At 40.4% G+C, this 22,421-nt stretch carries 22 protein-coding genes; 9 read left to right on the top strand and 13 right to left on the bottom strand.

The genetic code is table 11. The features are described 5' to 3' along the window. Window positions 1–169 precede the first annotated feature (169 nt). On the top strand, window positions 170–451 hold the full coding sequence (locus tag L0Z67_RS05905) for a hypothetical protein (RefSeq protein ID WP_062570557.1): 282 nt from the start codon (window positions 170–172) through the stop codon (window positions 449–451). Between the two features lie 146 nt (window positions 452–597). Next, window positions 598–813 (top strand): DUF3820 family protein, encoded by a 216-nt coding sequence (locus L0Z67_RS05900; protein WP_062570556.1) that lies wholly within the window; start codon window positions 598–600, stop codon window positions 811–813. 203 nt (window positions 814–1,016) lie between these two features. On the opposite strand, the gene L0Z67_RS05895 is transcribed toward L0Z67_RS05900, so the two are convergent. The 7 genes from L0Z67_RS05895 to ilvY all read right to left on the bottom strand — a co-directional run bounded on the left by L0Z67_RS05895 (window position 1,017) and on the right by ilvY (window position 8,217). Next, window positions 1,017–2,264, bottom strand: a complete 1,248-nt coding sequence (locus L0Z67_RS05895; RefSeq protein ID WP_405128576.1) for an ATP-binding protein — start codon at window positions 2,262–2,264, stop codon at window positions 1,017–1,019. 6 nt (window positions 2,265–2,270) lie between these two features. Next, entirely contained in the window at window positions 2,271–2,963 is a 693-nt protein-coding gene (locus L0Z67_RS05890) for a response regulator (RefSeq protein ID WP_062570554.1), read from the bottom strand. Between the two features lie 14 nt (window positions 2,964–2,977). Beyond that, window positions 2,978–3,364: a DUF3019 domain-containing protein gene (locus L0Z67_RS05885; protein WP_062570553.1), complete on the bottom strand. Its 387-nt coding sequence runs from the start codon at window positions 3,362–3,364 to the stop codon at window positions 2,978–2,980. A gap of 1 nt (window position 3,365) precedes the next feature. Then, window positions 3,366–4,247: a MipA/OmpV family protein gene (locus tag L0Z67_RS05880; protein ID WP_228074438.1), complete on the bottom strand. Its 882-nt coding sequence runs from the start codon at window positions 4,245–4,247 to the stop codon at window positions 3,366–3,368. Between the two features lie 114 nt (window positions 4,248–4,361). After that, entirely contained in the window at window positions 4,362–5,411 is a 1,050-nt protein-coding gene (locus L0Z67_RS05875; protein ID WP_405128575.1) for a GGDEF domain-containing protein, read from the bottom strand. Between the two features lie 329 nt (window positions 5,412–5,740). Then, complete coding sequence (locus tag L0Z67_RS05870; protein WP_157066237.1) at window positions 5,741–7,177, bottom strand: chitinase; 1,437 nt, start codon at window positions 7,175–7,177, stop codon at window positions 5,741–5,743. A 143-nt stretch (window positions 7,178–7,320) separates the two neighbouring features. Then, a complete protein-coding gene (gene ilvY, locus L0Z67_RS05865) occupies window positions 7,321–8,217 on the bottom strand; it encodes an HTH-type transcriptional activator IlvY (protein WP_062570550.1) in 897 nt (298 codons plus the stop codon). 147 nt (window positions 8,218–8,364) lie between these two features. Between ilvY and ilvC the strand changes: the two genes are divergently transcribed. The 4 genes from ilvC (at window position 8,365) to L0Z67_RS05845 (ending at window position 14,021) form a co-directional block, all read left to right on the top strand. Further along, window positions 8,365–9,837, top strand: a complete 1,473-nt coding sequence (gene ilvC, locus L0Z67_RS05860) for a ketol-acid reductoisomerase (RefSeq protein WP_062570549.1) — start codon at window positions 8,365–8,367, stop codon at window positions 9,835–9,837. 138 nt (window positions 9,838–9,975) lie between these two features. Further along, window positions 9,976–11,889: a methyl-accepting chemotaxis protein gene (locus L0Z67_RS05855; protein ID WP_405128574.1), complete on the top strand. Its 1,914-nt coding sequence runs from the start codon at window positions 9,976–9,978 to the stop codon at window positions 11,887–11,889. A gap of 85 nt (window positions 11,890–11,974) precedes the next feature. Next, a complete protein-coding gene (locus L0Z67_RS05850) occupies window positions 11,975–13,156 on the top strand; it encodes a tetratricopeptide repeat protein (RefSeq protein ID WP_062570547.1) in 1,182 nt (393 codons plus the stop codon). Beyond that, the gene (locus L0Z67_RS05845; protein ID WP_062570546.1) at window positions 13,101–14,021 is read left to right on the top strand and encodes a M20/M25/M40 family metallo-hydrolase; all 921 of its coding nucleotides are present in this window, start codon (window positions 13,101–13,103) and stop codon (window positions 14,019–14,021) included. Before L0Z67_RS05850 ends, L0Z67_RS05845 begins: the two co-directional genes overlap by 56 nt. Here the strand turns inward: L0Z67_RS05845 and L0Z67_RS05840 are convergent. Next, window positions 14,003–14,323, bottom strand: a complete 321-nt coding sequence (locus tag L0Z67_RS05840; protein ID WP_062570545.1) for a GIY-YIG nuclease family protein — start codon at window positions 14,321–14,323, stop codon at window positions 14,003–14,005. The genes L0Z67_RS05845 and L0Z67_RS05840 overlap by 19 nt on opposite strands. 112 nt (window positions 14,324–14,435) lie before the next feature. Between L0Z67_RS05840 and L0Z67_RS05835 the strand changes: the two genes are divergently transcribed. After that, the gene (locus L0Z67_RS05835; RefSeq protein ID WP_062570544.1) at window positions 14,436–14,798 is read left to right on the top strand and encodes an outer membrane protein assembly factor BamE; all 363 of its coding nucleotides are present in this window, start codon (window positions 14,436–14,438) and stop codon (window positions 14,796–14,798) included. A 38-nt stretch (window positions 14,799–14,836) separates the two neighbouring features. Here the strand turns inward: L0Z67_RS05835 and L0Z67_RS05830 are convergent, their stop codons facing one another. Both L0Z67_RS05830 and L0Z67_RS05825 read right to left on the bottom strand, forming a co-directional pair. Continuing rightward, entirely contained in the window at window positions 14,837–15,154 is a 318-nt protein-coding gene (locus L0Z67_RS05830; RefSeq protein WP_062570543.1) for an RnfH family protein, read from the bottom strand. Beyond that, window positions 15,151–15,591, bottom strand: a complete 441-nt coding sequence (locus L0Z67_RS05825; protein WP_062570542.1) for a type II toxin-antitoxin system RatA family toxin — start codon at window positions 15,589–15,591, stop codon at window positions 15,151–15,153. The genes L0Z67_RS05830 and L0Z67_RS05825 overlap by 4 nt, the downstream gene beginning before the upstream one ends. A 133-nt stretch (window positions 15,592–15,724) precedes the next feature. Between L0Z67_RS05825 and smpB the strand changes: the two genes are divergently transcribed. Further along, on the top strand, window positions 15,725–16,204 hold the full coding sequence (gene smpB, locus L0Z67_RS05820) for an SsrA-binding protein SmpB (RefSeq protein WP_062570541.1): 480 nt from the start codon (window positions 15,725–15,727) through the stop codon (window positions 16,202–16,204). A gap of 193 nt (window positions 16,205–16,397) precedes the next feature. After that, the gene (locus L0Z67_RS05815; RefSeq protein WP_405128573.1) at window positions 16,398–18,998 is read left to right on the top strand and encodes a TonB-dependent receptor; all 2,601 of its coding nucleotides are present in this window, start codon (window positions 16,398–16,400) and stop codon (window positions 18,996–18,998) included. A 69-nt stretch (window positions 18,999–19,067) separates the two neighbouring features. Here the strand turns inward: L0Z67_RS05815 and L0Z67_RS05810 are convergent, their stop codons facing one another. The 3 genes from L0Z67_RS05810 to tyrA all read right to left on the bottom strand — a co-directional run bounded on the left by L0Z67_RS05810 (window position 19,068) and on the right by tyrA (window position 22,134). Continuing rightward, window positions 19,068–19,673, bottom strand: coding sequence for a peroxiredoxin C (locus tag L0Z67_RS05810; RefSeq protein ID WP_054551729.1), 606 nt, complete (start codon window positions 19,671–19,673; stop codon window positions 19,068–19,070). 333 nt (window positions 19,674–20,006) lie between these two features. Then, window positions 20,007–20,720, bottom strand: coding sequence for a fatty acid metabolism transcriptional regulator FadR (gene fadR, locus L0Z67_RS05805; protein ID WP_062570539.1), 714 nt, complete (start codon window positions 20,718–20,720; stop codon window positions 20,007–20,009). Window positions 20,721–21,000: 280 nt separating this feature from the next. Then, window positions 21,001–22,134 (bottom strand): bifunctional chorismate mutase/prephenate dehydrogenase, encoded by a 1,134-nt coding sequence (tyrA, locus tag L0Z67_RS05800; RefSeq protein WP_405128572.1) that lies wholly within the window; start codon window positions 22,132–22,134, stop codon window positions 21,001–21,003. Window positions 22,135–22,421 lie beyond the last annotated feature (287 nt).

Below are 22,421 nucleotides of genomic sequence, written 5' to 3'. Positions count from 1 at the left end.
AAGCTTATTTACAAAGCTTTACATCCAGATTAGCCATCCAATCAAAAAAAAGAGTAAACTCGCCATATGATACTTTGCTAAGTATCTATTTTTAGCACAAAAAAGTTTATTAATTCTGTTTACGATTTCGTTTGTGCGATTACTGTTAAGCTAATTGAGGTTGTTTAAGATGAAAGATAAGTTTACCAGTGCGTTAAAAGTAAACGCAGATGATGCTTGTTCGGGGAAACTTATTGACATACAACGTCGACTGGATGAGTTACAGCAAAATGGCATGAGCGCAACAGACATTAGAACTGTATTGTTTAATAAAATGCTCGATGTTTATCAAGTGCCACATGATCACTTTCTACGAGAGGGTAAAACCCCCGCTCGAATTGATGACCCAAGTATTGTTAGTAGATTAAAAGAACTTGGTTTTTCGAAAAAAAGTCGTCACCAATTACATTAACTTTATTTCGTCATTAGCGAAATAAACGCTACGCTATTGTGGGGGCCTACCTCCCTCACTAAATAGGCTGTTTCTTGCCCGTCACAGCCTATTTTCTCTCTCCTTTTTACCGTATCATTTAGCTTTAACAATTGTTTGAGATAAAGATGGATACAGCTCAACTTAAACAAGCCATTAATACGAAAATGCCATTCGGCAAGTACGCTGGACGCCCTCTTTTACTATTGCCTGAACCTTATTTAGTGTGGTTTAAGCAACAGGGCTTTCCAGCAGGTCAGCTTGGCGCTCAGCTGGCAATGATGTATGAAGTAAAACTAAACGGGTTAGAGCAAATGTTGATGCCCCTTTTAGACAATAAATAATTTTATTTTTGAGAACTTTTTTGCTGACTGGCGGTCTATTAATTTGCTACTTGTTTATTTTTGGTTTTAACCTCAAAAAAAGCGCCTCAAGGCGCTTTTTTTATGTCTAAATAGGTCATAAAATAGTTAATTACTTTAAACGATTTAACCTATCACTATCAGCGTTACAGCTTTACTATTAAACAGTATGCTTTATCAGAAACTCAATAATCTTCTGTATTAAATAAGCGGATGGTAAACTTTGCACCGCCCAATTCAGAGTCACTCACTTCATACGTACCACGATGCCAGCTTATAATTTTAGCAACAATCGCCAGCCCTAAGCCAAAGCCACCTGTTTTCTTATCTCTACTTTTATCTAAACGCGTGAATGGTTTAAACACACTCTCCCACTCACTTTTAGCAATGCCAGGTCCATCGTCCTCAACAGTCATGACAAGCTCTTTATTATGCTCTTCAAGGGAAACGATAATTGTATGTGCAGCATACTTTTGCGCATTACCTAATAAGTTTTGAATACAGCGAGCCATAAAGTGCTCATCACACTTATAAATTAAGCTAAGCGGTGCCTTTATTTGCACGTCTATATCTGTCGCAAACTCAAGTTTATTAACCACACTTGAAACTAGCATAGTTAAATCACATGAGCGGTTGATAAGATTAGGCTTGTGGGATTCTAGACGTGCGTACTCAAGCATTTCTGACACTAACGCTTCAAGTTCAACAATATCTGCATGCATATTATCTAAATAGGTAAAAGACTGCTCATTTTCTACTTGTTCTTCAAGCATTGCTATTGCGAATTTCAAACGCGCTAGCGGCGTTCTGAATTCATGAGAAACTGATGAGGTTAGCTCCTGCTGTGCTGCTAATAAGTATTGAATACGCTCTTGCATGGCAGATAATGTATCGGTGATCGGTAAGAAAAAAGACTTTGAAGCATCATGTAATTCAAAATCTTGCGCACCACCTACAGCCTCACAAGCAAGGGTCAGCTTATTAAAATCTCTCCACAGTAAAAAACTCCATAAGCCTACAGGAACACCGACAACCATTAATAGTAAAAAATAAGGCCAGACAGAGCTAAAGCTTGGGTTCGATACAGTCAATGGGCCAATATGAAGTAATTGCTGATCGTTGAGTGTTATGTACCAAATAACCTCTTGTTGTTGGTTAAATAGGTACAAATAATGGTGAGAAGCTAAATCGGCTTTTAAATCATCAGGAAGTGCTAAGTCATTCCTGTCGATAATTTCACTATCAAATTCATCTTGTAACTTCGATAAGCCGTCTTTAGTTTGGCTTAATAACCAGAGCGATTTACCAAATTCTTTATCGAGTGCGATTTGCTGTTGGGAATCTTCATAGGGCCACAGTTGTTCGATGACCCCACTGACAAGAAACAGAGAAACGATTATATAAAGATATAAACTCGCAAACAGCTTCCCCATTAACAGCTAGATTTCCCAAGCATCTGATACGAATAAGTATCCCTGTCCCCAAACTGTTTTAATACGGTATGGTTTATCACTGTTATCACCTAACTTCTTGCGGATTCTTGATACCCGAACATCAACAGTGCGATCTAAACCATCATATTGACGTCCAATCATATGTTGATGGACATGCTCACGGCTTAGCACTTCACCTGCATTTGAAGCTAAAAGCCACAATAATTCAAATTCATGTGATGTAAGTGTAATCTCATTGCCTTTAAGTGTAACAATGCGACTCGTTTTATCAATTGATAAATCACCAAATGTGATTTCTTCAGGGGCTTTAGTCGTTGCATGCCCACGGCGCAGTAACGCATTGATTCTTGCAAGTAGTACACGCGGTTCTGCCGGTTTGATTACATAGTCATCAGCACCAAGCTCCAGACCGATGACCTGATCAAAATCTTCACCTTTCGCGGTTAACATAAGAATTGGCAAGTTAAACTTATCGCGTACTTGACGGCACACACTAAAGCCATCTTTGCCTGGTAACATGACATCAAGAATCATTAAATCAACAGGGTTATTTTCTAGGTATTCGAAAACTTCATCGCCGCGTTCAAGGACCGCAACATCCAACCCATTGTGCTGAAGGTAGTCTCGTGTTAACTGTTGTAAACCGAGATCATCTTCAACAAGTAAAATCTTTGTCATTGGTTGCTCCTGAATTAAAAAAAGCTCCACGGAGAGCGTAATCTTCGTCTTGTCGTTTTTGCTTCTGTGCTCTGCACTTCAACTTTTGCTGTCGCAACTTTGCTCCCCGTGTGCGGATTGACTAAGGAGTATATTGTTTCAACCTGAACCCGCGCTTTATAGCTAAAACGGCCTTTTTGCATGTTCTGCCAGCACTGAACTTGTTGATCATTCTGATACAAACATACATCTTGAGGGTGTGTTAACTGCCAACTTATTTTTAGTTCAAGATCGCAAAATTCGTGCTGTTGAAAAACAACACACACTTTAGGTGATACATCGAAGAGAGATGCTTGTGCATGGCTCGGGAATCCCCAAAAAACAGCAACAAACACACCCAGACTAAAAACAAAAAACTTCATATTAAAAAATATGATTGAATCCTATAAAAGCAGTCATCGAATACGTGTGTTCAAAAAGCGGACTGTCATCTACGCCCGAGTAATCGTAATATGCTAAATGAAAACGAAGTGAGTTGCCCTCACTCAAGGGCCAACGGGCGTCGATTTTAGCATAAGGTTGCCAACTACTGCCAACACCAATTTTCCCATGTAAGGTTTCTTTCGCCGATAAGCCATAAAAGTAATCGTTTAACTTCGCGGATTTATACCAAACGCCTAAACTTGGAGTCAGTTCTAACTGACCTATTTGCTGGAGTGTCTGCCACTGAACTGCACTTCTTGTGCCTTTATATACATTGGATACATCTGCTAATGCTTGTAGCGAGAATATATGGTTATTATGAATGTAATGGTAACTTAAGCCTGCATCTAATGCCCAACGACGCTTACTGATATCGTTCACAGAGATACGCTCAGCATTCAATTCATTCTTTTCTGTGGAATTGACAAAACTACTCGAAGTTTGCAGCGCAAAAACATTACTAGGGTGAAAATCAATAAAAAAGCGCGTTTCAGGGTTAAACTCCGCCACTACATTAAAAACATGAGATGACGTTTCATGAAAAGCATAACCAAGTCGACCATTATCAAAAAACCACTTTTCACCGTAATAAGCAATTTCAGGTAAGAGTATAAGCGGTAGATTATCACCTCCATACAGCGGGTTTGTGATCACCCCAGCTCCTGTATTGACACCCAAATACCACTTATTGGCTTCAACTTCTTGAGATGCTGAACGACTTTCTCGTTCTGTGCGGGTTGAGTCTTCAGCACAGACTTGATTCATCGATATAAAAATCAAGATGCACATCATTACCCAATTATTGATCGTTATCGTTTTCATGTTTGTTACGACCACAGGCAATTTCCAGTTAGTCTATGGTATCAAGGTGTGAATAGGCTGTCTTTTATAGGTTACAAGTATTCACAATTTTGATACATATATCAGCTAAGTTTGTTACTCTTCAACAATCTCAAGACGGTTTCTTCCATGCTCTTTGGCAAGATAAAGAGCTTGGTCAGCTTTAGCAATCAGTTGTTCTGGTTGACTATTCTTAGACTTAATAGCAATACCAAAACTTGCCGTTATCTTACTTAACACATTAGTCGATTTAGGTTTCTTGACTTGTAACTTCGATATCGCGATGCGCAGCTGTTGAGTAAAGTTAGTCATATCACTGACACTTGCAAAATGTGCAGTAAAGCAAAACTCTTCCCCACCAAAGCGATAAACCTGCCCTACACTTGACACGTGTTTGAGTAATTTACTCGCTACAGCTCTCAGAACTTGGTCTCCCTTTTGGTGTCCGAATGTATCATTAAATTGCTTAAAATGATCAATATCAACCATCACCAACACCGCAAGACCAGCCAAATGAACCGCTTGGCAGAATCGAGAAATGTCTTCATCAAACTTGCCTCGATTATAAAGGCCTGTCAGCGTATCTTTTTCTGCTTTATTTTTCGAAAGACTAAGCTCCTGCTTTAATTCGGATATTTCTGCATAGGCTTGTGCTAACTGGTTTTGAAAATCCTGTGCGCGGTTTTGTAAAGCGGCTGACTCACCACTTAGTCGCTCTACACAGTCCAACACATTATCAAAGCTATCTCCATCACTTAAATTTATATCATTGAGTTGCTCTCGGCACTCTTGGAGTGTTTGATTAAACTGAATAGAGTGAACAAGCGTGTCGTTTATGCCTTGCTGAACATTACTTACAACACCATTAAAATCATTCGATAGTTGATAGAACAAAGACAGATCATCTTGAGATAAATATTTATTAAAAAGATACTTGGCTCGCTCTTGGTCGCATGTACTGAATGTGCGAATAATATTATCAAGTTCTTCATTAAGCGCTTTATTTCTGCCACTTACATAGCAATACCACAACGCATAATTAAGCGGTGTAATAGGCATTTTGTATTTAACCATTAAGGGAATAGCGCGCTTCAAACAGCTACTTGAATAGCTCAGCGAATGCTCAACGTGAGCTGACAGAATCATGTGTCCATGCCATCAGTATTTTTATTATTTTGATTTACGTTAGCAACACATTGAAAAAAATCAATAAAAAATCTGCAATAATCGCTAAATCCCAGTAAAAAACACGGAAACCATTAACAAAAAACAATACAAAAGGATTGTTTTTATGACTATTTTTGCGGAACAAAATAACCCAAAAACTCTAAGTAAAAAAGATGAGATCTGCTAATTTAAGAAAATGACGTGAAAAATCACCGCGTCAGTTTAGCCAAAAGTTAAATAATTGGGGATTCATAGGCGGCTGATAACAATTATATCAACCGCCTTAGGTTTTATTGAATGGTTTGAAATTAGTTTACAGCTGACCAAGGTCCATTAGCTGTTTCTGGCGAGTCACCTTGAGTCCACCACTTAGCGACATATATGACATTGTTAAAACTTACTTTGTCGTCTTTAACATATACCTTTGTACTATCCCATGCTGCAACACCACCTACCGGAGGATTGCCCTCTGGTGGTGTTAGCGTGTCGACGACTGTTACTTGAGGCCAGTTTACATGAGATTGATAAAAGTTTGTTACGCACTTTTCATAATCACCAGGGACCAATGCTGAATAGGCAGTTTGATAACCAACTAACTTACACTCAAATGATTGGCCTCCTGGTCTGTCGCTGTAATATGCCCAGTCTGCTTCCCAGTTTGTGTAGAGAACATCGGTCGAATCATTAAGGTTTAAACTACCAAAAGGAGTTTGCTGCCAGCAGGTGTTCTCTTCATCTGTTTCAATCGGGATATAATAGTAATTCGATAGACCTTCCCAATAGCGAATGCGATTTACTGGCTGTCCTTTGGTGCGGTTTTGCTCGCCACATTCAATTCCCCCATTTATTACATTAATTGTTGTGCCAAAACCGTATCCGATCCCCGCACTGAGCTCTTTTTGTGATGGCACCCAAGTTCTATCAATAACGTGTAGCATCGCCGGTTTAGGTGCTTGAGGTGTCAAGAAAAACCAAATTGCTGAAGCAAGATTAAGCCAAGAATCTGCCACTAAGCTTGGGTTGTTAAGTAGCACAGTTGCATCACCATTAAACATCACTTCCGAAAATGCACCATAATTAAAATGATACGAAAGCTGCTTCGCACCGCGGCCGAAATAACCTTGTCCTTCTGCGCATGGCCAACGGCGATTTTGCCAATCATTTTGACCACACCCTGTTGTATAACCGGCCTGCCCTTCTGACCACCCCATTTCGCGGACATGTACTAAAGCCTGTTGCCATTCTTCGAGTTGTAATGGGTTATCAGAGATATTATCTTTGGCGATATGACCACCGGTTTCTTGTGCAAAGTGTGCAAATGCCGTGATGATAGACTTTTTACAAATGGCATCAGAATCTCGGCCATCGGTGTATTCACCACAAAAAGCAGGGAACTTACCAATTGCCCGCAAAAAACGTGTATAAGTATACTCTGGCGCAGCCATTCCCGTCAGAAAATCCCACTCTTGCTGACCAAAGACTCGTTCAACACGTTTCACGTTTTCAGGGTTGCTTGCATTGTTAGGTGTAATAGCTTCAACAATACTATTATCCCTCGTTTCAAGCGCTTTTGCCCAAGTCTGATACATGGGATCGGATGCTTTAGCATCACGAGCCGCATTTAGTTCTGCACGAGATAGCAAATAGCCGTTTGGGTTATTCGGGTCATCAACAATCGTTAATGCATTAGCAGAGGCGATAAGAGCAACTTGCAGAGCAAGCAGTTTAATAGAGTGGGTTTTCATCGTCTTTCCTTTGAATTGTGTGTTTCTAAAATGGGTTTTAACCTTTTATTAACACTAGATGCAAAATGACATCGCTGTCAAGTTTCCATATCAATTCTATAAAAACGGCTTATTCCTGCTATTAAAACGATGACCAATCATGCTTAATAAGTTAGTAACGACTGCGCAATTTCCCAAATAGCATTTAATGCGGGATCATGCCGCTCCTTCTTAAGCACTGCTAAGCCAATTTCAAAGCCTGGAATATCTTTTTCAGCGTCACTAATAACCTGAACCTTTTCTTTTAACGGGCTATTATCAAGTACAATTTTAGGTACCATAGCAACACCTAAACCCAAACTTACCATCGACACCATGGCTTCATGACCTGCTACATGGGCGTAAATACGACCATGAATATTTTTCTTTCGCCACCACTGCTCTAATCGCTGCCTAGATAATCCTTGTTCAGCAACAATGAATTCTAAATTAGACCAATGAATTGTTTCTAAATCTTTAAGTTGTTCACTGATAGGACAGGCTATTTTAGGTCCAATAAGTACCAAAGGAGAATACCCGATACTGGTAAAGGCTATTTGCCCTGGTAATTTAACTGGTTTTGCTGCAATCGCCATGGCTTCATGGCCATCCAATACACGATTTATGGCGAGCGCGGGGTCACCTGTATTGAGTGTAATTTCGATATAAGGATGCTGCATCCGAAGCTTTTCAAGAATTTGATGCAAAAAGCTATATGAGGCAGTAACAGAACAATAAATACTGACATTACCGTATATATGTTGCTGTGGCTCTTGGATATCAGCTTTGAATCGGTGCCAACTGGCAAGCGTAGCATTGGCATAATCACAAAATGCTTTTCCCTCTTGAGTTAGCTTAACCGTGCGGTTATCACGATTAAATAATACTGCGCCTACTTCATCTTCAAGTTGCTTGATATTACGGCTTAAAGTAGGAGCACTAATATGGCAAAGCTCACTGGCTCTAGCAAAGTGGAGCGTTTTAGCTAAGGCTAAGAAGTAATTAAGATGTTTGTGATCCATTGTGACTACCATTTCATTTTATGAAACACTTTAATTCAAATATATCATTTTACGCAAGAGATAAAATTGCATACTGTTAAGCCATACAAAGAGCACACACTTTTATTCTTTGTTTTTTGAAAAACTTGTATTTATAGGACACTAACAATGGCGAATTATTTTAATACTCTTCCTTTGAGAGAGCAGTTAGCGCAATTAGCGCAATGTGAATTTATGGACCCATCAGAATTTGCTGATGGCGTAGACGCTTTAAAAGGGAAAAAACTCGTTATTGTCGGCTGTGGTGCACAAGGCCTTAACCAAGGTTTAAATTTACGTGATTCTGGTTTAGATGTTTCTTACACACTGCGTGAGTCAGCGATTGCTGAGCGTCGTCAATCTTTCTTAAACGCATCTGAAAACGGCTTCACTGTAGGCACATATGAAGAGCTTATTCCAACGGCTGATGTAGTATTAAACCTAACTCCTGATAAACAACATACATCTGTTGTTAATGCCATCATGCCGCTGATGAAACAAGGTGCAACGCTTGCCTATTCACATGGCTTTAATATCGTTGAAGAAGGCATGCAAATTCGCGAAGACTTAACTGTTATCATGGTTGCGCCTAAATGCCCTGGTTCAGAAGTGCGTGAAGAATATAAACGTGGCTTTGGCGTACCAACACTCATTGCCGTTCACCCAGAAAACGACCCTCAAGGTCATGGCCTAGCGCAAGCGAAAGCGTATGCAGCTGGTACCGGTGGTCATCGTGCTGGTGTACTAAAATCATCATTCATTGCAGAAGTTAAGTCTGACTTAATGGGCGAGCAAACGATTCTATGTGGCATGTTACAAACTGGCTCACTACTTTGCTTTGATAAAATGGTCGAAAAAGGTATTGATGCAAGTTACGCGTCAAAGTTAATCCAATACGGTTGGGAAGTGATCACTGAAGCACTTAAGTATGGCGGTGTGACTAACATGCTTGACCGCTTATCAAACCCAGCAAAAGTTAAAGCATTTGAATTAAGCGAACAACTTAAAACAATTATGCGTCCACTTTATAATAAGCATATGGACGATATCATCAGCGGCGAATTCTCTCGCGGTATGATGGCTGATTGGGCTGAAGATGATGCAAAGCTTCTTGCATGGCGTGCTGAAACTGCCGAAACCGCATTCGAAAAACAGCAAAATACCGATGAAGAAATTAACGAGCAAACTTTCTTCGACCAAGGTATCTTGATGGTTGCTATGGTTAAAGCAGGCGTTGAACTTGCGTTTGAAACCATGACTGCTGCTGGCATTATCGACGAATCAGCTTACTATGAGTCATTACACGAAACGCCACTGATCGCTAACACGATTGCGCGTAAAAAGCTTTTCGAAATGAACAGAACAATTTCAGATACAGCTGAATATGGTTGCTACCTATACAACCACGCATGTTTGCCTTTACTACAAGATTTTATGAAAGATATCGACACTGATGTGATTGGTAAAGGTTTAGGTGATTCATCAAATCAGGTGGACAACCAAACTTTAATCGCGGTGAACAAGGCCCTGCGTGAGCACCCTGTTGAAATTGTTGGCAGTAAATTACGTGGTTACATGTCGGCAATGAAGAAAATAGTTTAACCCTAGAAAGTAAGTTTCGCTTGTTAGAAACCAAGCCCAATTGCATATGCTTTGGGCTTTTTTGGTCCTAGTTTAATTCGTCATCTGAAAAGTCTATGCTAAAATAACTACCTTAATGTTGTAACCTAAGACACTTTCATGGCGTTAAATCACCTTACCATTACTAAAAAAATCACTCTACTAGGTAGCTCTATTGCACTCATTGTTGCTGCGTTAATTGGCGTAACCGCAATTTATAGTGCTAAACAAATCATTGAACAACGAATGATCGAGTCTGAGCTACCAAGCAAGTTACAAGCAATTGATAATTATATTAGCCACGATATAAACCAAATGATCAGTGCCGCTGAGCAGCTTTCAAGTAACGCGTTTGTTATCGACTGGGCACGCTCTAGTGATACTGATGATACGATTTTACTTAAAGAGTTGAATCGCTTAGTTGCACAATACGATCTTGCGACAGCTTCATGGGCAAACCGTGAAACAGCGCAATATTGGAATCAAGATGGTTTTTTAAGAGTACTTACTAAAGAGCAAGATGGTTGGTTTTTTGCGTTTAAACAGTCAAAAAACCCTTTTTCTATCAGTATTTACCAAGAATCACCTACAGACGTAAAAATGTTTGTAAACCACCAACAAACTAATGGCTTAGGTTTGGCAGGTCTTGCTAAAAGTATTGATGACATGCAAGCAATGCTGCAAAAGTTTCAAATAGAGAAAACCGGTTTTGTCTTTGTTGTTGACAAACATGGCTTGATAAAGCTGCACAAAGACGCCAGTAAAGTAGCCAAAGCAAAACTTGATACGCTTTATGAATCAGGTATTACAAGCACACTATTAACTGGTGAAGAGTTTACTCTTAAGGAAGTCAGCATCAAGGGAGAAGAAACGCTGGTTGCTGCAAGCCCAATAAAAAACACAGACCTGTTTGTTGTTGCACAAGTGCCTAAGCGTGAAGTCTTTGCAAGTATTGATACATTGACATGGCAAATTATCAGCTTTGCAATTGTCATCGCATTCGTTGCCAGTTTTGCAGGTTTACTACTAGCTAGAACATTGTCATCTCCTTTATCAAAAATGGCAGAGTTATTTACTCGGTTAGGCTCTGGTGATGCAAATTTAGCCTATCGATTACCTAGCTCAGAGCAACCAGAGCTTGCAAATTTGAGTGCTGGCTTTAATCAATTTATGACCAAAATCGAAACAGCGATTGGCCAAGTAGCGCAAGAAAGTCGAGAGATCAGACAAAGCGCAAGTCATGTATTTAAACAAACCCAGAAAAATTCAGACGCATTGGATAATCAGAAAGAGCAAACTATTTCCGTTGCGGCTGCAATTAACGAAATGGGTGCAACAGTGCAAGAAATTGCATCAAGCGCAGCAAATACAGCAAAGCTCACTGAAAGCAGTAAACAAAATACTGAACAAAGCCATGTTCAGGTCACACAAAGCCAGCAAGCGATCACTGAGCTTGCGGCTGATATAGATAATATAACGGTGCAAGTGAACGAATTGGCAGGTAAAACGCAAGCTATTGCAAACATTGTTGATGCCATCAGAGGAATTTCTGAGCAAACGAACTTACTGGCACTTAATGCGGCAATTGAATCAGCCCGGGCAGGTGAACATGGTCGCGGATTCGCTGTTGTAGCCGATGAAGTGAGAGCACTAGCAAGCAGAACATCGCAATCGACTAATGAAATTCAAACAATGATCAGCGATCTGACGAATACGTCTGATTTAGTGGTTGAGCATATCAATCACTCGAAATCACAAGCTCAATTAAGTGTGGATGCGATGCAGAGCTCTGTTGAGTTACTCAATGCAATTAATGATGCTGCAAACGAAATAAATGATATGGCCACCTTGATTGCGACCGCCACCGAGGAGCAAAGCAACGTCGTCGCTGATGTTGGTCGTAATATTGAACAGATTAGCGATATTAGTGACAATGTTATGCGTGAACAAATAGATACTGAACAAGCGATAAAAGATTTAGCAACCAGCGCACAAACTCTGGATGATTTAGTGGCTACTTTTGACAAACGCTGACACGTTTTGTAACAGTTAACACTGACCCTTTTTGATTCACCGCCTATACTTAAAGTGATTTAGGCCGTGAATTTAAGAGGGTCAGATGAAAACAACAACGTTTATTCTTGTATTAAACCTTTGCTTTTTAAGTGCGTGCAATAGTACTGCTGATAAACCTCTTTCACCCCCCAACGCCCTTACCCAGATTGAAGATTTCAACATTTTGGAGATCGAAAGCCAAAAAGATATCTTTACATTAACGCCCACTATAAAAGAACGCCTCGACATGAGCTTTCCTGAGGGTCAACGCTCTATCCGCAGTGCAAAGCGACTGATGCAGTTTTTACTCGATAATGGCGATGAATCCCTCTCTTATCAGTCAGGCGCGACCCTTACCGCAGCGCAAGCCTATAACGACTTAAATGCGAACTGTTTATCGCTTTCTATACTCGCATATAGTCTCGCTGAGCATTTGGGTTTATATGGACAATTTCAAAAAGTACACATCCCTGAGTATTGGGCTTTGAATAATGGGTTTAATTTACTCACTGGACACATTAACCTAAGAGTGAAAGAAAGAGGCAAACAGCTCACGAATCTAAGGGTCATTTACCCGCAAGAGCGCGCTTTAGTCATTGATTTTGACCCTAATAGCCGTCAAGAATCATTTAAAACCAGTTACATTGATAAAGCGCGCATTACTGCAATGTTTTATAATAACAAAGGCGCTGCCGCTATGCTCAATGAGAGCTACGATTTAGCTTACAGTTATTTTACTGGAGCGATTAAAGTCGACCCAAAATATTCAGGTGCTTGGGGTAACTTAGGGGTACTGTTGCGTTTAACTAATCACTTTAAACAGGCTGAAGCTGCTTACCTGCATGCGATTGATCTTGATGTGAACAATCATACCGCACTTGGCAACTTAGCACTTATCTACAAACTCACTAACCGTGAAAAAGAGGGAGAAGACATTCTCACTAGGCTAGATAAAAAGCGCCAATCCAATCCTTACTATCATATTTCATTAGGTAACGATGCATATGCCGCAGCGCGCTATCAAGATGCACTCAAACACTATAAAAAAGCACGCAGCTTAAACATTAAACTTCATGATTCTGACTTTGGTCTTGCCAAAACCTACTACCAATTAGGGGATTTAAAACTTGCCAGAAAGTACTTAATATCCGCTAATAACAAAGCTGATTTCGATCATGATAAAAAACGCTATGAAAGCAAATTACAAGCTATTCGCTCTCACACAGCTAAGCTTACTCACTACTAGTAGTCTGTTACTTATTCTGACTGGTCATGCATATGCGAATGCACAAACCGCACTCGAAAAGGACATTACAGCACTTACATCCAGTCAATTTTATGGCAGGAAAACAAATACGCTTGGTGCAAAACATGCGGGTGAGTTTATTAGTGAGCGCTTCTTAGAACTAAACTACAACGTACGTAAACAACCCTTTGAGTATGATGTTCCTTTTAACCAAAAACGCTCAGGCGTTAATATAATCGCCACGCAGAAAACAGCATGCACTGATTGCAAAATGATCATTTTCACCGCTCACTATGATCACCTAGGGCCAACAGGAAGCCGCTATTACCCAGGAGCGAACGATAATGCCAGCGGCGTAGCTGCGCTGTTGTACTTAGCACATCATTTAGCGCATCAAACTCGACAGTACAACTTAGTTTTTGTCGCTACGGATGCTGAAGAAAACGGTTTACACGGCAGTAAATATCTTGTCTCCACACTTAATTTAAGTGATATCAAACTAAGTATAAACCTTGATATGTTAGTGGTTAATAAACACAAACCACGCATTTATGTGTATTTAGATAGGCAGTCTGGTAGTCAGTATAAAAAAGCGTTAACTTTGCTCTCTGATAAGGAATTAACATTTATAGTAAGCAGTTCATCAGCACGACTCAATAGATTACTTGGCACTAACATTAACTGGCGTAAAGCAAGTGATCACTACGCATTTGCCAAAGCTGATATTCCTTTTATTTATTTCGGCATGGGTGATGATAAACATCATCATCAAGTAACAGACACGCTAGAACATATCGACTTTCACCTTTATGAGCAAACCATTTTAAAAATAGCGGAGTTTGTGACTTACTTAACAGGGAGTTGAGTACACAATACAAACTGCTTTTTTTGTATTTTGGTTAACTTTTTCACACGTGCCTCTAACTTACTTGCCTCACTGCGGGTGCCAACCTTTTGTTGGTATACTAGCGTTAAAGGCCCTTTGCCTTTTAAGTTCTTAGCTCCTTTACCAGCCTCGTGTGCGGCAAAACGTTTTTCAACATCAGTACTTATTCCTGTGTACCAATGCCCTAAACGCGTCTGAACGATATACAAATGCCACACAGCATCCATACTCTCGCGCTTTTTTATTGATTCAGGTAAACTTTTTGTCGTGTCTGTGGTCAAATTTGTGCCTCGTAAACGTCAATCTCAGCAAAAACAATTGTTGAAAAGGGTTTTACCTTCTGTGACTAATCGGTATCATGCAAAGTATAAAAAATAAGGATTCAAACAAATAATGCAGTCGTTTAAAACTTTTTCTTTTTGGCTCGTACTTTCCCTTGCTTTAACTGTTACAGCAGGATGTTCTAGCTGGGTTTATCGTATCAACATTCCCCAAGGTAACTTTTTAGAGCAGTCTGATGTTGATAAGCTACGCGTAAACATGACTCGTGAGCAAGTGGTTTATGTCCTAGGTAAACCCGTGGCAGAAGACTCTTTTGATAAAAGCACTTGGCATTACCTTTATGTATTTAACATCGGTCGTGATAATGAGCAGCGAAAATCGCTCACTGTAAACTTTGAGAACGACAAGCTGGTTTCAATTTCAGGTGATTACGATCAACCAAGCGAGTTCAATACCCCTCTAGAACAAGAATAAGTTCTAAGACAAGAAAAGGTAGCTAGGTGCTACCTTTTTTATTTAGGCCGTCCACCCGTTATTTTATTCGCACGCCCCTCTTCCTTCGCTTTTTCTGCTCGGCGTCTGCGGGCATCCTTAGGGTCAGCAATCAAGGGACGATAGATTTCAATTCGGTCGCCTTGTTTAACTTCTTGCGTCAATTTACACGTTCGATTCCAAATACCTAGGGTCAGATTACTTGCATCTATTTCTGGGCACTTGTCGATAATTCCAGACTTAATAACTGCCTGCTCAGCCGTTGTGCCTGTTGGCACTTCAACGAGTAAACTGGTTGCTGTTGTCGGTAATGCAAATACAACTTCTACACTGATCATAAACGAGCTCCATAAACCGCTTTAGCACGCTGAGTGAAGGCATTCACCATATTCTTCGCAACTTCATTAAATACCTTGCCAAATGCAAGCTCAATAAGTTTACTTGCAAACTCAAACTCTAGATGTAGTTGCACTTTACAGGCTTTGTCATCTAAAGGTAAAAAGTGCCACTTCCCTTTTAGGGATTTAAATGGGCCATCAACTAGTTGTAATGACACAGTATGATCATCTATAAAGGTGTTTTCAGTCGTGAACCACTTTTTTAAACCCGCTTTAGAAATCTCTAAGCTGGCTGTCATACCAGAGGGCTGTTTTGAAACAATTTTTGCATCTGAGCAATGTGGCAAAAACTCTGGGTAAGCATCTACATCGTTGACTAAATCAAACATTTCTTTGCTGCTGTACATTACCAGCGCACTTTTTTCTATTTGTGGCATATTCACTCCCAACTGTGTCGACGAATTTTAGCAAGCTTTAGCTATTTCCCCAAATTTTCGTACTAGTATAATTTACGCAAAGCCTTAAAAAAGCGATGTAAAAACGCTGTATTTACGTATAATATGGGACACTATGGCTAAGAAAAAATCATCTAAATCGACAAGTAATACCATCGCGCTGAACAAAAAAGCGCGCCATGAGTATTTTTTACACGATAAGTTTGAAGCAGGGGTTGAACTACAAGGCTGGGAAGTAAAAAGTATCCGAGCAGGTAAAGTAAACATCTCTGAGACTTATATTCATATTAAAAACGGCGAAGCATTTTTACTTGGCAGTCAAATTCAGCCTCTCAATAGTGCTTCAACACACGTGATTTGCGATCCACTTCGGTATCGTAAGTTACTTTTAAATAAGCGTGAGATCGATCGTCTTATCGGTGCAACAGAGCGTGAAGGTTACTCACTGATCGCAACGGCTATGTACTGGAAAAAATGCTGGGTGAAGTTGGAGTTCCACCTTGCTAAAGGTAAAAAGATGCACGACAAACGTGAAGACGGAAAAAATAAAGATTGGGCTCGTGAAAAAGAGCGCCTAATGAAGCACAAAGCTTAAAAATAATATTAAAGCCTAACTTTTTTGTTAGGCTTGTACCCCTTGAAAACACACACTTCACTCTCCAAAAAACCATTATCAGCTTAAAAACCCATACCTTTTTGCTATTTGAAAACACGCCATTTACATGGTATCAATCTTTTTCGTGATATTTATTCACAATATTCTCACATTGAAACAAGGATTGAATTTTATGAAGAACTCCCATCACTTTATGCAACGACCACTTTATGCATTTACCATTGCAGCGTTAGCAGGCACAAGCTTTATGTCTGTTGCAGCTCAAACAGATGGAGCTGAAAAGGTCGAACGTATTGAAGTAACAGGTTCTCGCATTAAACGCTCTGATATTGAAGGCCCTTCGCCGGTGCAATCTATCAGTCGTGCAGACATTGATAATATGGGCTACGACAACTTACAACAACTTTTAGAACGTATGCCCGTAGCCGGTAATGGTACATTTTCTACCCGTGGTAATAACCAAGACTCTACAGCGAACGGGGCTGCTGCAGTGAGTTTACGTGGATTAGGCTCTGATGCCACGCTTGTGTTAATAAATGGCCGCCGAGTGTCTATTAGTGCATTTGCTGAAAGCATCACTAACTCATTTGTTGATATTAACTCAATCCCTGTATCAGCTATTGAGCGAATCGATATTTTAAAAGATGGGGCATCGGCTATTTATGGCTCCGATGCTGTAGCTGGTGTCGTTAATATCATCCTAAAGAAAGATATAAATGGGCTAGAAGTTAACCTAGGTTATGGCGGTACAGACGGGCCTAATTATGAAGAAAAAACAGCCAGTCTAGTGTGGGGTACGAGCACTGAAAAAAGTAGTGCATCTATCATTATTGATTACTTCAATAACACAGCTTTATCATCAGATGAAATGGGGCGATTAGGTACTGCAAACCAAGAACCCTATGGTGGTATGGATTTTCGCTCATCACGCGGTTTTCCAGGTTACTTTTATGTAGATGGCGAAAAAACAATTGATCCATCTTGTCCTCCAGACAGAGCTAAAGAAGATGGTAATTGTTTATTCGACTATGGCCCATATGGTTATATTACGCCGGCATCTGAGCGAGTGGGTGCTATTTCACAATTTGAATATAACTTCGATAATGGAATTTCAGCTTTCTTAGAAGTGGCGGTTCAACACAATTCATCACAAGCAGCTGGGGCGCCTACTCCACTTGATGAAGACGCAGGACTGACAGTTCCAGCAAGTCATCCGAATAATCCTTTTGGTCAAGATATTGATATTGGTCGTTACCGTACAGTGGATGCAGGAGCGCGTCAGTGGGACATTGAATCAGATACACTACGCTTTGTTGCCGGACTCAAAGGTGAAATTAGTGACTGGAGCTGGGAAGCGGCGGTACAAAAAGGCCGTAGCAAATCAATGCAAACTGGCGACAGAAGCCAAGGCTGGGTACGTACTGACTTTTTACAACAAGAAATCGACGCGGGTAACTACAACCCATTCGGCGGCACCTATAATAGTCAAGATGTTATTGATCGTATCACAACAAGCCTAGTGCGCCGTGGTGAATCACATATGACATCATTTGATGCAAACATCACTGGTGAAGCATTCAGCTTTGGCGATGATGTTGTGATGATGGCTGCCGGTATTGAGTACCGCGAAGAAGATGTTAGCGACATTCCAGATGATCAATTCCAACGCGGGTTAATTTTTGGTACTGAATCTGTTTCAGCGGCTGCTGAACGTGATCAATATGCTGCCTATATCGAGTTTTCAATTCCACTTGCCGACAATCTAGAGCTACAACTTGCTGGTCGTTACGATGATTACAGTGACTTTGGTTCGACTACAAACCCTAAAGTAGCAGTTCGCTGGGCTCCAACAGACTCTATTACCGTTCGAGGTTCTTGGGCACAAGGGTTTAGAGCGCCATCGCTTGCACAAATAGGCTTGGGACCTTCAGAAGAAAGCCAGTTCTTTGTAGATACCTACCGATGCCAAGCAACTGGACAAGATTGCGATGCGCTTGATTACAACATTCAATTTGCAGGTAATCCAAATCTTGAAGCTGAGGAATCTGAGTCGTGGAACGTCGGCTTTATTTGGGCGCCAACGGCTGAGTTTGGTTTTGGTGTGGATATCTGGAGTATCACTCAAGATAATAAGATTGACGAGCAAGAGTTCGGCCCTATTTACAATGAGAATTGTAATGACCAAAACAGTACTGTATGTGTTCGACTTGCGCCTCAGGATGGTTTGAGTCTAGGTGTTATTCAAAAAGTACACAGCACATTTGAGAATGTCTCTTCGCAAGAAGTCTCAGGTGTAGATGTATCGGCAAACTATACGCATGCAATGAATGACTATGGATTCTTGAAATTCAATCTAGAGTGGGCCTACCAAGATGAGTTCAAAAAAGATGGTCGTGATTACACTGGCGAGTACCGTTACCCTGAACATCGCTGGATTTTCAGCACAAACTGGGAGATGGGCGACTTTAATACGAATGTAAACGTTAGTTACATTGGCGAGTTTGAGGACACTCCAGATATTAACTTCGATGGTGACCTTGATTTTGACAGCAATACTTCGCGTATGGTTGACTCACAAACATTAGTCGATTTACAGACCGCTTATAACTTCTCAGATAAATTAAAGGTCTCTGTGGGCGTTAATAATGTATTTGATGAAGATCCACCATTCGCAATTGGTGATGGTGATGGCGACTTATATGGCTATGTATCAAGTGTACATAATCCACGTGGCCGTTACTTCTACACTAAGTTAACGATGCGTTTTAATTAAACTAATCAAGACTTAAAAACAAAAACCCGCCAACTGGCGGGTTTTTTAACTCTTTAACTCAGGCCTAAATTATAGGTCGCCTTCGTTTTCAGAAAGGAACTTAGCAACGCCTTCAGGGCTTGCGTCCATACCTTTTTTGCCTTCAGTCCAACCAGCAGGACATACTTCACCGTGCTCGCTGTGGAATGCGAGTGCGTCAACCATACGGATCATTTCGTCGATGTTACGGCCTAGTGGAAGGTCGTTAACTACTTGGTGACGTACATTACCTTCTTCGTCGATTAGGAAAGAACCACGGAAAGCAACACCGGCTTCTGGGTGCTCAACGTCATATGCTTGACAGATTTCGTGTTTAACGTCTGCAACAAGTGCATATTTCACTTGACCAATACCACCGTCAGCAACGGCAGTGTTACGCCATGCGTTGTGTGAGAATTGTGAATCGATAGAAACACCGATTACTTCAACGCCACGCTTTTGGAATTCTTCAAAACGTTTGTCGAAAGCGATTAGCTCTGAAGGACATACGAAAGTGAAGTCTAACGGGTAAAAGAAGATAACTGCTTTTTTACCTTTGATAGTTTCTTTTAGGTTAAAGTTTTCAACGATTTCACCGTTACCAAGAACAGCTGCTGCAGTAAAGTCTGGTGCCTGACGGCCAACTAATACACCCATTTTTATCTCCAAATATTTGAGTTTATTTCCAATTGCCTACGCAATACTTACTAGTATATGGTTACGAAAAATCAAAAACCAAGGGTAAGCACTGATAATTAGCAAGATAGTTTAAAGAGGTTACAGACAAATGAACAATCGAAAAAAGCGATATATGCAATCGAAAAAATTGATTCGGTTAAATTGATGGCTGAGCAACTTGAAGTCAACTTCTATCTACTCAATAAAGTGCAGAAATAAACCAAACTTTCAATACCTTAGTAGATTTTGGGTAAAAATAAGAAACCCAGCATAAAGCTGGGTTTTCAGGTGACAGTTAATACTTTACAAATATTAATCCATTATATCTTCTGGCATATCGCCACGGATCTGCTGCCAGATTTCACCTGTTTGATGACCGTATTTACGCATCATAGAAATCGCACCGTCATGTTCACGACGCTCTGCCAGTAAAGTTAAGTCTTTATAAAACTGACGCGCTAATTCACGGGTACGTGAATCAGAAAAATAATGGCAACCAATTTTTGAATAGAAGCCTTTAAAGCCGTTTAAAATCAGTACATAAATGCGATTATTTCCCGCAATAGCTAACTCATGGTGTACTTTGTAGTCGTAGTCAGCAAACGCTTGCGCACTGTCTTCAAGCTGCTCACTTTGCGATAAAATTTCGATTACGCGTTCAGGTGCAAGCTTGATCGCTGCACGCGTATAAATGGCGCTAATATTGGTACGTGCAGACAGTAATTGGTCGGTTAACTCAGGCATTTTGTCTTCATCAAGCCGTGCTAACGTTTCAAGAATATTCAGCCCTGATGTTTCCCAGAAATTATTTACACGCGTTGGTTTACCATGTTGGATTGTTAACCAACCATCTCGTGCTAAACGTTGTAGCACTTCACGAAGCGTTGTGCGGGTAACACCAATTAGTTCTGAAAGTTCGCGTTCAGCAGGAAGAATTGAGCCAGGCGGAAAGTCACCATTCCAAATAGATTCAACAATGTATTCTTCAGCAAAACCTGCTGGACTTTTCGCTTTAAAAATTCTCATTCAATTTCCACTTGAGTTAGCACCTACTTCTATCGCAAAAAGCGATCAACTCACTGATTGTACCAGATGATCAGCAACTAACAAGCAAAGTAAGTACCCTGCGGATAAAAATCTCTTCGCAATGAAAAAATAAACTAACTTTAAGCTAAGATTGTAATTAATCACCTAAGACTTTGGAGCACTAAACGCTTAGTCTTGCTCGTCTATAAAGAGTAGCCACATAAAATTAATTAAAAAAAGCGAGTATAGACTCGCTTCTTTAATGCTCTTAAAGCAATGATCAATCAAGTACCTTGGCATCATTGGCTTTATTTAGCAGACTGCGACTTTGCGTTAAGAAGTGTACGGTAGCATCACTAAAATACTCTTTGGCATCCGCAAAGCCCTCTATCAAAGCAGCTTTATTACCCGTTTTTAGTTTTTCTAGCGTGTCGGCAAAGGTCGCTTGATAATTAGCAAGTAAATCTTCCACATCATCAAATTGCGCTAACATAATATCCGAGTAAAGCTCTGGTGACTGAGCAAAAAGCCGCCCTACCATCATCAGCTCTAATTGATAAATAGGAGAAGAACAGCTACGAAGCTCTGCAAGTGTATGACTTTGCTTCGCTAAGAATTGACCATAGACAAAAGTTGTTAAGTGGCGCATGACTTGAATGATTTGCATCGCTTCATCGTGTTTTTTTGCTTCCATTTCGACAACTTGACAACCCCACACTTGCAACTGGGCTAACAAGCCCTGTGCAACCTCATGATTACGTCCCTCACAAACAACAACTGTCTGCTTAACCCAGTGAGAAATGTCGGGGCCAAACATCGGATGTAAGCCTACAACAGGGCCATTATGTGCCGCCATGAGTGCGTTTAATGGTTTTTGCTTCACTGACGTAATATCCACAAGCAAACAGTCATCATCAAGCTTAGGCAAAGCTGCAACAACCTGTTCTAATGCATTGATTGGCACACTGACAAGTACAAGCTTAGCCCCTGCCAAGATAGCTTCACTCTCTGCTTGCTGCTCTTTATCTAAAATACGCACTTCATAACCTGAGCGAATAAATTGCTGTGCGAATAATTGCCCCATCGCTCCTTTTCCGCCAACAATGACTATAGGTGATAATTGAGGAGCCGAGCAGGCTAAATTTCCTTGTTGATTTTGGTACGCTTCACGCATCATACGACGCAAAATATCTTCAACTAACTCTGGGTTAACACCTTGGTTAACCGCTTCTTGGCGACGTGCTGCCAACAAATCAGCTTCACGATCTGGGGCATGTAACGGAGCGCCGATTTGTTGCTTAATTGCCCCTATTTTTTCTGTAATGCTATTACGCTTTGCTAGCAATGCCACTAATTGTGCATCACACTCATCTATTCCTGCTCTTAAATCAGCTAATTCATTCACTGTCGCCACGTTACTACACCTCAAACCCCAAACGTAAATATATATATACAAAAAAGTAAAGCTTACAATACAGATTATAGTAACAGCATAAGCTGCAAAGTACAAAGCCCTAAGGAGCTAACAAATAGAGGAAACTTGAGTCATCAATGTATGACAGGATAAAGTGCAAAGAAGGGTGAAATAATACCAATACGCTTAATTAAGTGGTCTATTTGAGGCAATAAAACCTCGTTGATAATAAGGCAAAAATTTCGTTATTTAGTTGTTCTAAATCAAAAATTTTTAACGCCGTTAGC

The organism is Pseudoalteromonas sp. PB2-1, assembly GCF_045040605.1.
Taxonomy (GTDB): domain Bacteria; phylum Pseudomonadota; class Gammaproteobacteria; order Enterobacterales; family Alteromonadaceae; genus Pseudoalteromonas; species Pseudoalteromonas arabiensis.
This window is presented reverse-complemented; position numbering and strand designations above follow the sequence as displayed.

Bases quoted from the DNA above. Each gene is read 5' to 3' on its own strand.
- L0Z67_RS05905 (WP_062570557.1), top strand. From the start codon at position 170: ATGAAAGATAAGTTTACCAGTGCGTTAAAAGTAAACGCAGATGATGCT.
- L0Z67_RS05900 (WP_062570556.1), top strand. From the start codon at position 598: ATGGATACAGCTCAACTTAAACAAGCCATTAATACGAAAATGCCATTC.
- L0Z67_RS05895 (WP_405128576.1), bottom strand. From the start codon at position 2,264: ATGGGGAAGCTGTTTGCGAGTTTATATCTTTATATAATCGTTTCTCTG.
- L0Z67_RS05890 (WP_062570554.1), bottom strand. From the start codon at position 2,963: ATGACAAAGATTTTACTTGTTGAAGATGATCTCGGTTTACAACAGTTA.
- L0Z67_RS05885 (WP_062570553.1), bottom strand. From the start codon at position 3,364: ATGAAGTTTTTTGTTTTTAGTCTGGGTGTGTTTGTTGCTGTTTTTTGG.
- L0Z67_RS05880 (WP_228074438.1), bottom strand. From the start codon at position 4,247: ATGAAAACGATAACGATCAATAATTGGGTAATGATGTGCATCTTGATT.
- L0Z67_RS05875 (WP_405128575.1), bottom strand. From the start codon at position 5,411: ATGATTCTGTCAGCTCACGTTGAGCATTCGCTGAGCTATTCAAGTAGC.
- L0Z67_RS05870 (WP_157066237.1), bottom strand. From the start codon at position 7,177: ATGAAAACCCACTCTATTAAACTGCTTGCTCTGCAAGTTGCTCTTATC.
- ilvY (WP_062570550.1), bottom strand. From the start codon at position 8,217: ATGGATCACAAACATCTTAATTACTTCTTAGCCTTAGCTAAAACGCTC.
- ilvC (WP_062570549.1), top strand. From the start codon at position 8,365: ATGGCGAATTATTTTAATACTCTTCCTTTGAGAGAGCAGTTAGCGCAA.
- L0Z67_RS05855 (WP_405128574.1), top strand. From the start codon at position 9,976: ATGGCGTTAAATCACCTTACCATTACTAAAAAAATCACTCTACTAGGT.
- L0Z67_RS05850 (WP_062570547.1), top strand. From the start codon at position 11,975: ATGAAAACAACAACGTTTATTCTTGTATTAAACCTTTGCTTTTTAAGT.
- L0Z67_RS05845 (WP_062570546.1), top strand. From the start codon at position 13,101: ATGAAAGCAAATTACAAGCTATTCGCTCTCACACAGCTAAGCTTACTC.
- L0Z67_RS05835 (WP_062570544.1), top strand. From the start codon at position 14,436: ATGCAGTCGTTTAAAACTTTTTCTTTTTGGCTCGTACTTTCCCTTGCT.
- L0Z67_RS05830 (WP_062570543.1), bottom strand. From the start codon at position 15,154: ATGATCAGTGTAGAAGTTGTATTTGCATTACCGACAACAGCAACCAGT.
- L0Z67_RS05825 (WP_062570542.1), bottom strand. From the start codon at position 15,591: ATGCCACAAATAGAAAAAAGTGCGCTGGTAATGTACAGCAGCAAAGAA.
- smpB (WP_062570541.1), top strand. From the start codon at position 15,725: ATGGCTAAGAAAAAATCATCTAAATCGACAAGTAATACCATCGCGCTG.
- L0Z67_RS05815 (WP_405128573.1), top strand. From the start codon at position 16,398: ATGAAGAACTCCCATCACTTTATGCAACGACCACTTTATGCATTTACC.
- L0Z67_RS05810 (WP_054551729.1), bottom strand. From the start codon at position 19,673: ATGGGTGTATTAGTTGGCCGTCAGGCACCAGACTTTACTGCAGCAGCT.
- fadR (WP_062570539.1), bottom strand. From the start codon at position 20,720: ATGAGAATTTTTAAAGCGAAAAGTCCAGCAGGTTTTGCTGAAGAATAC.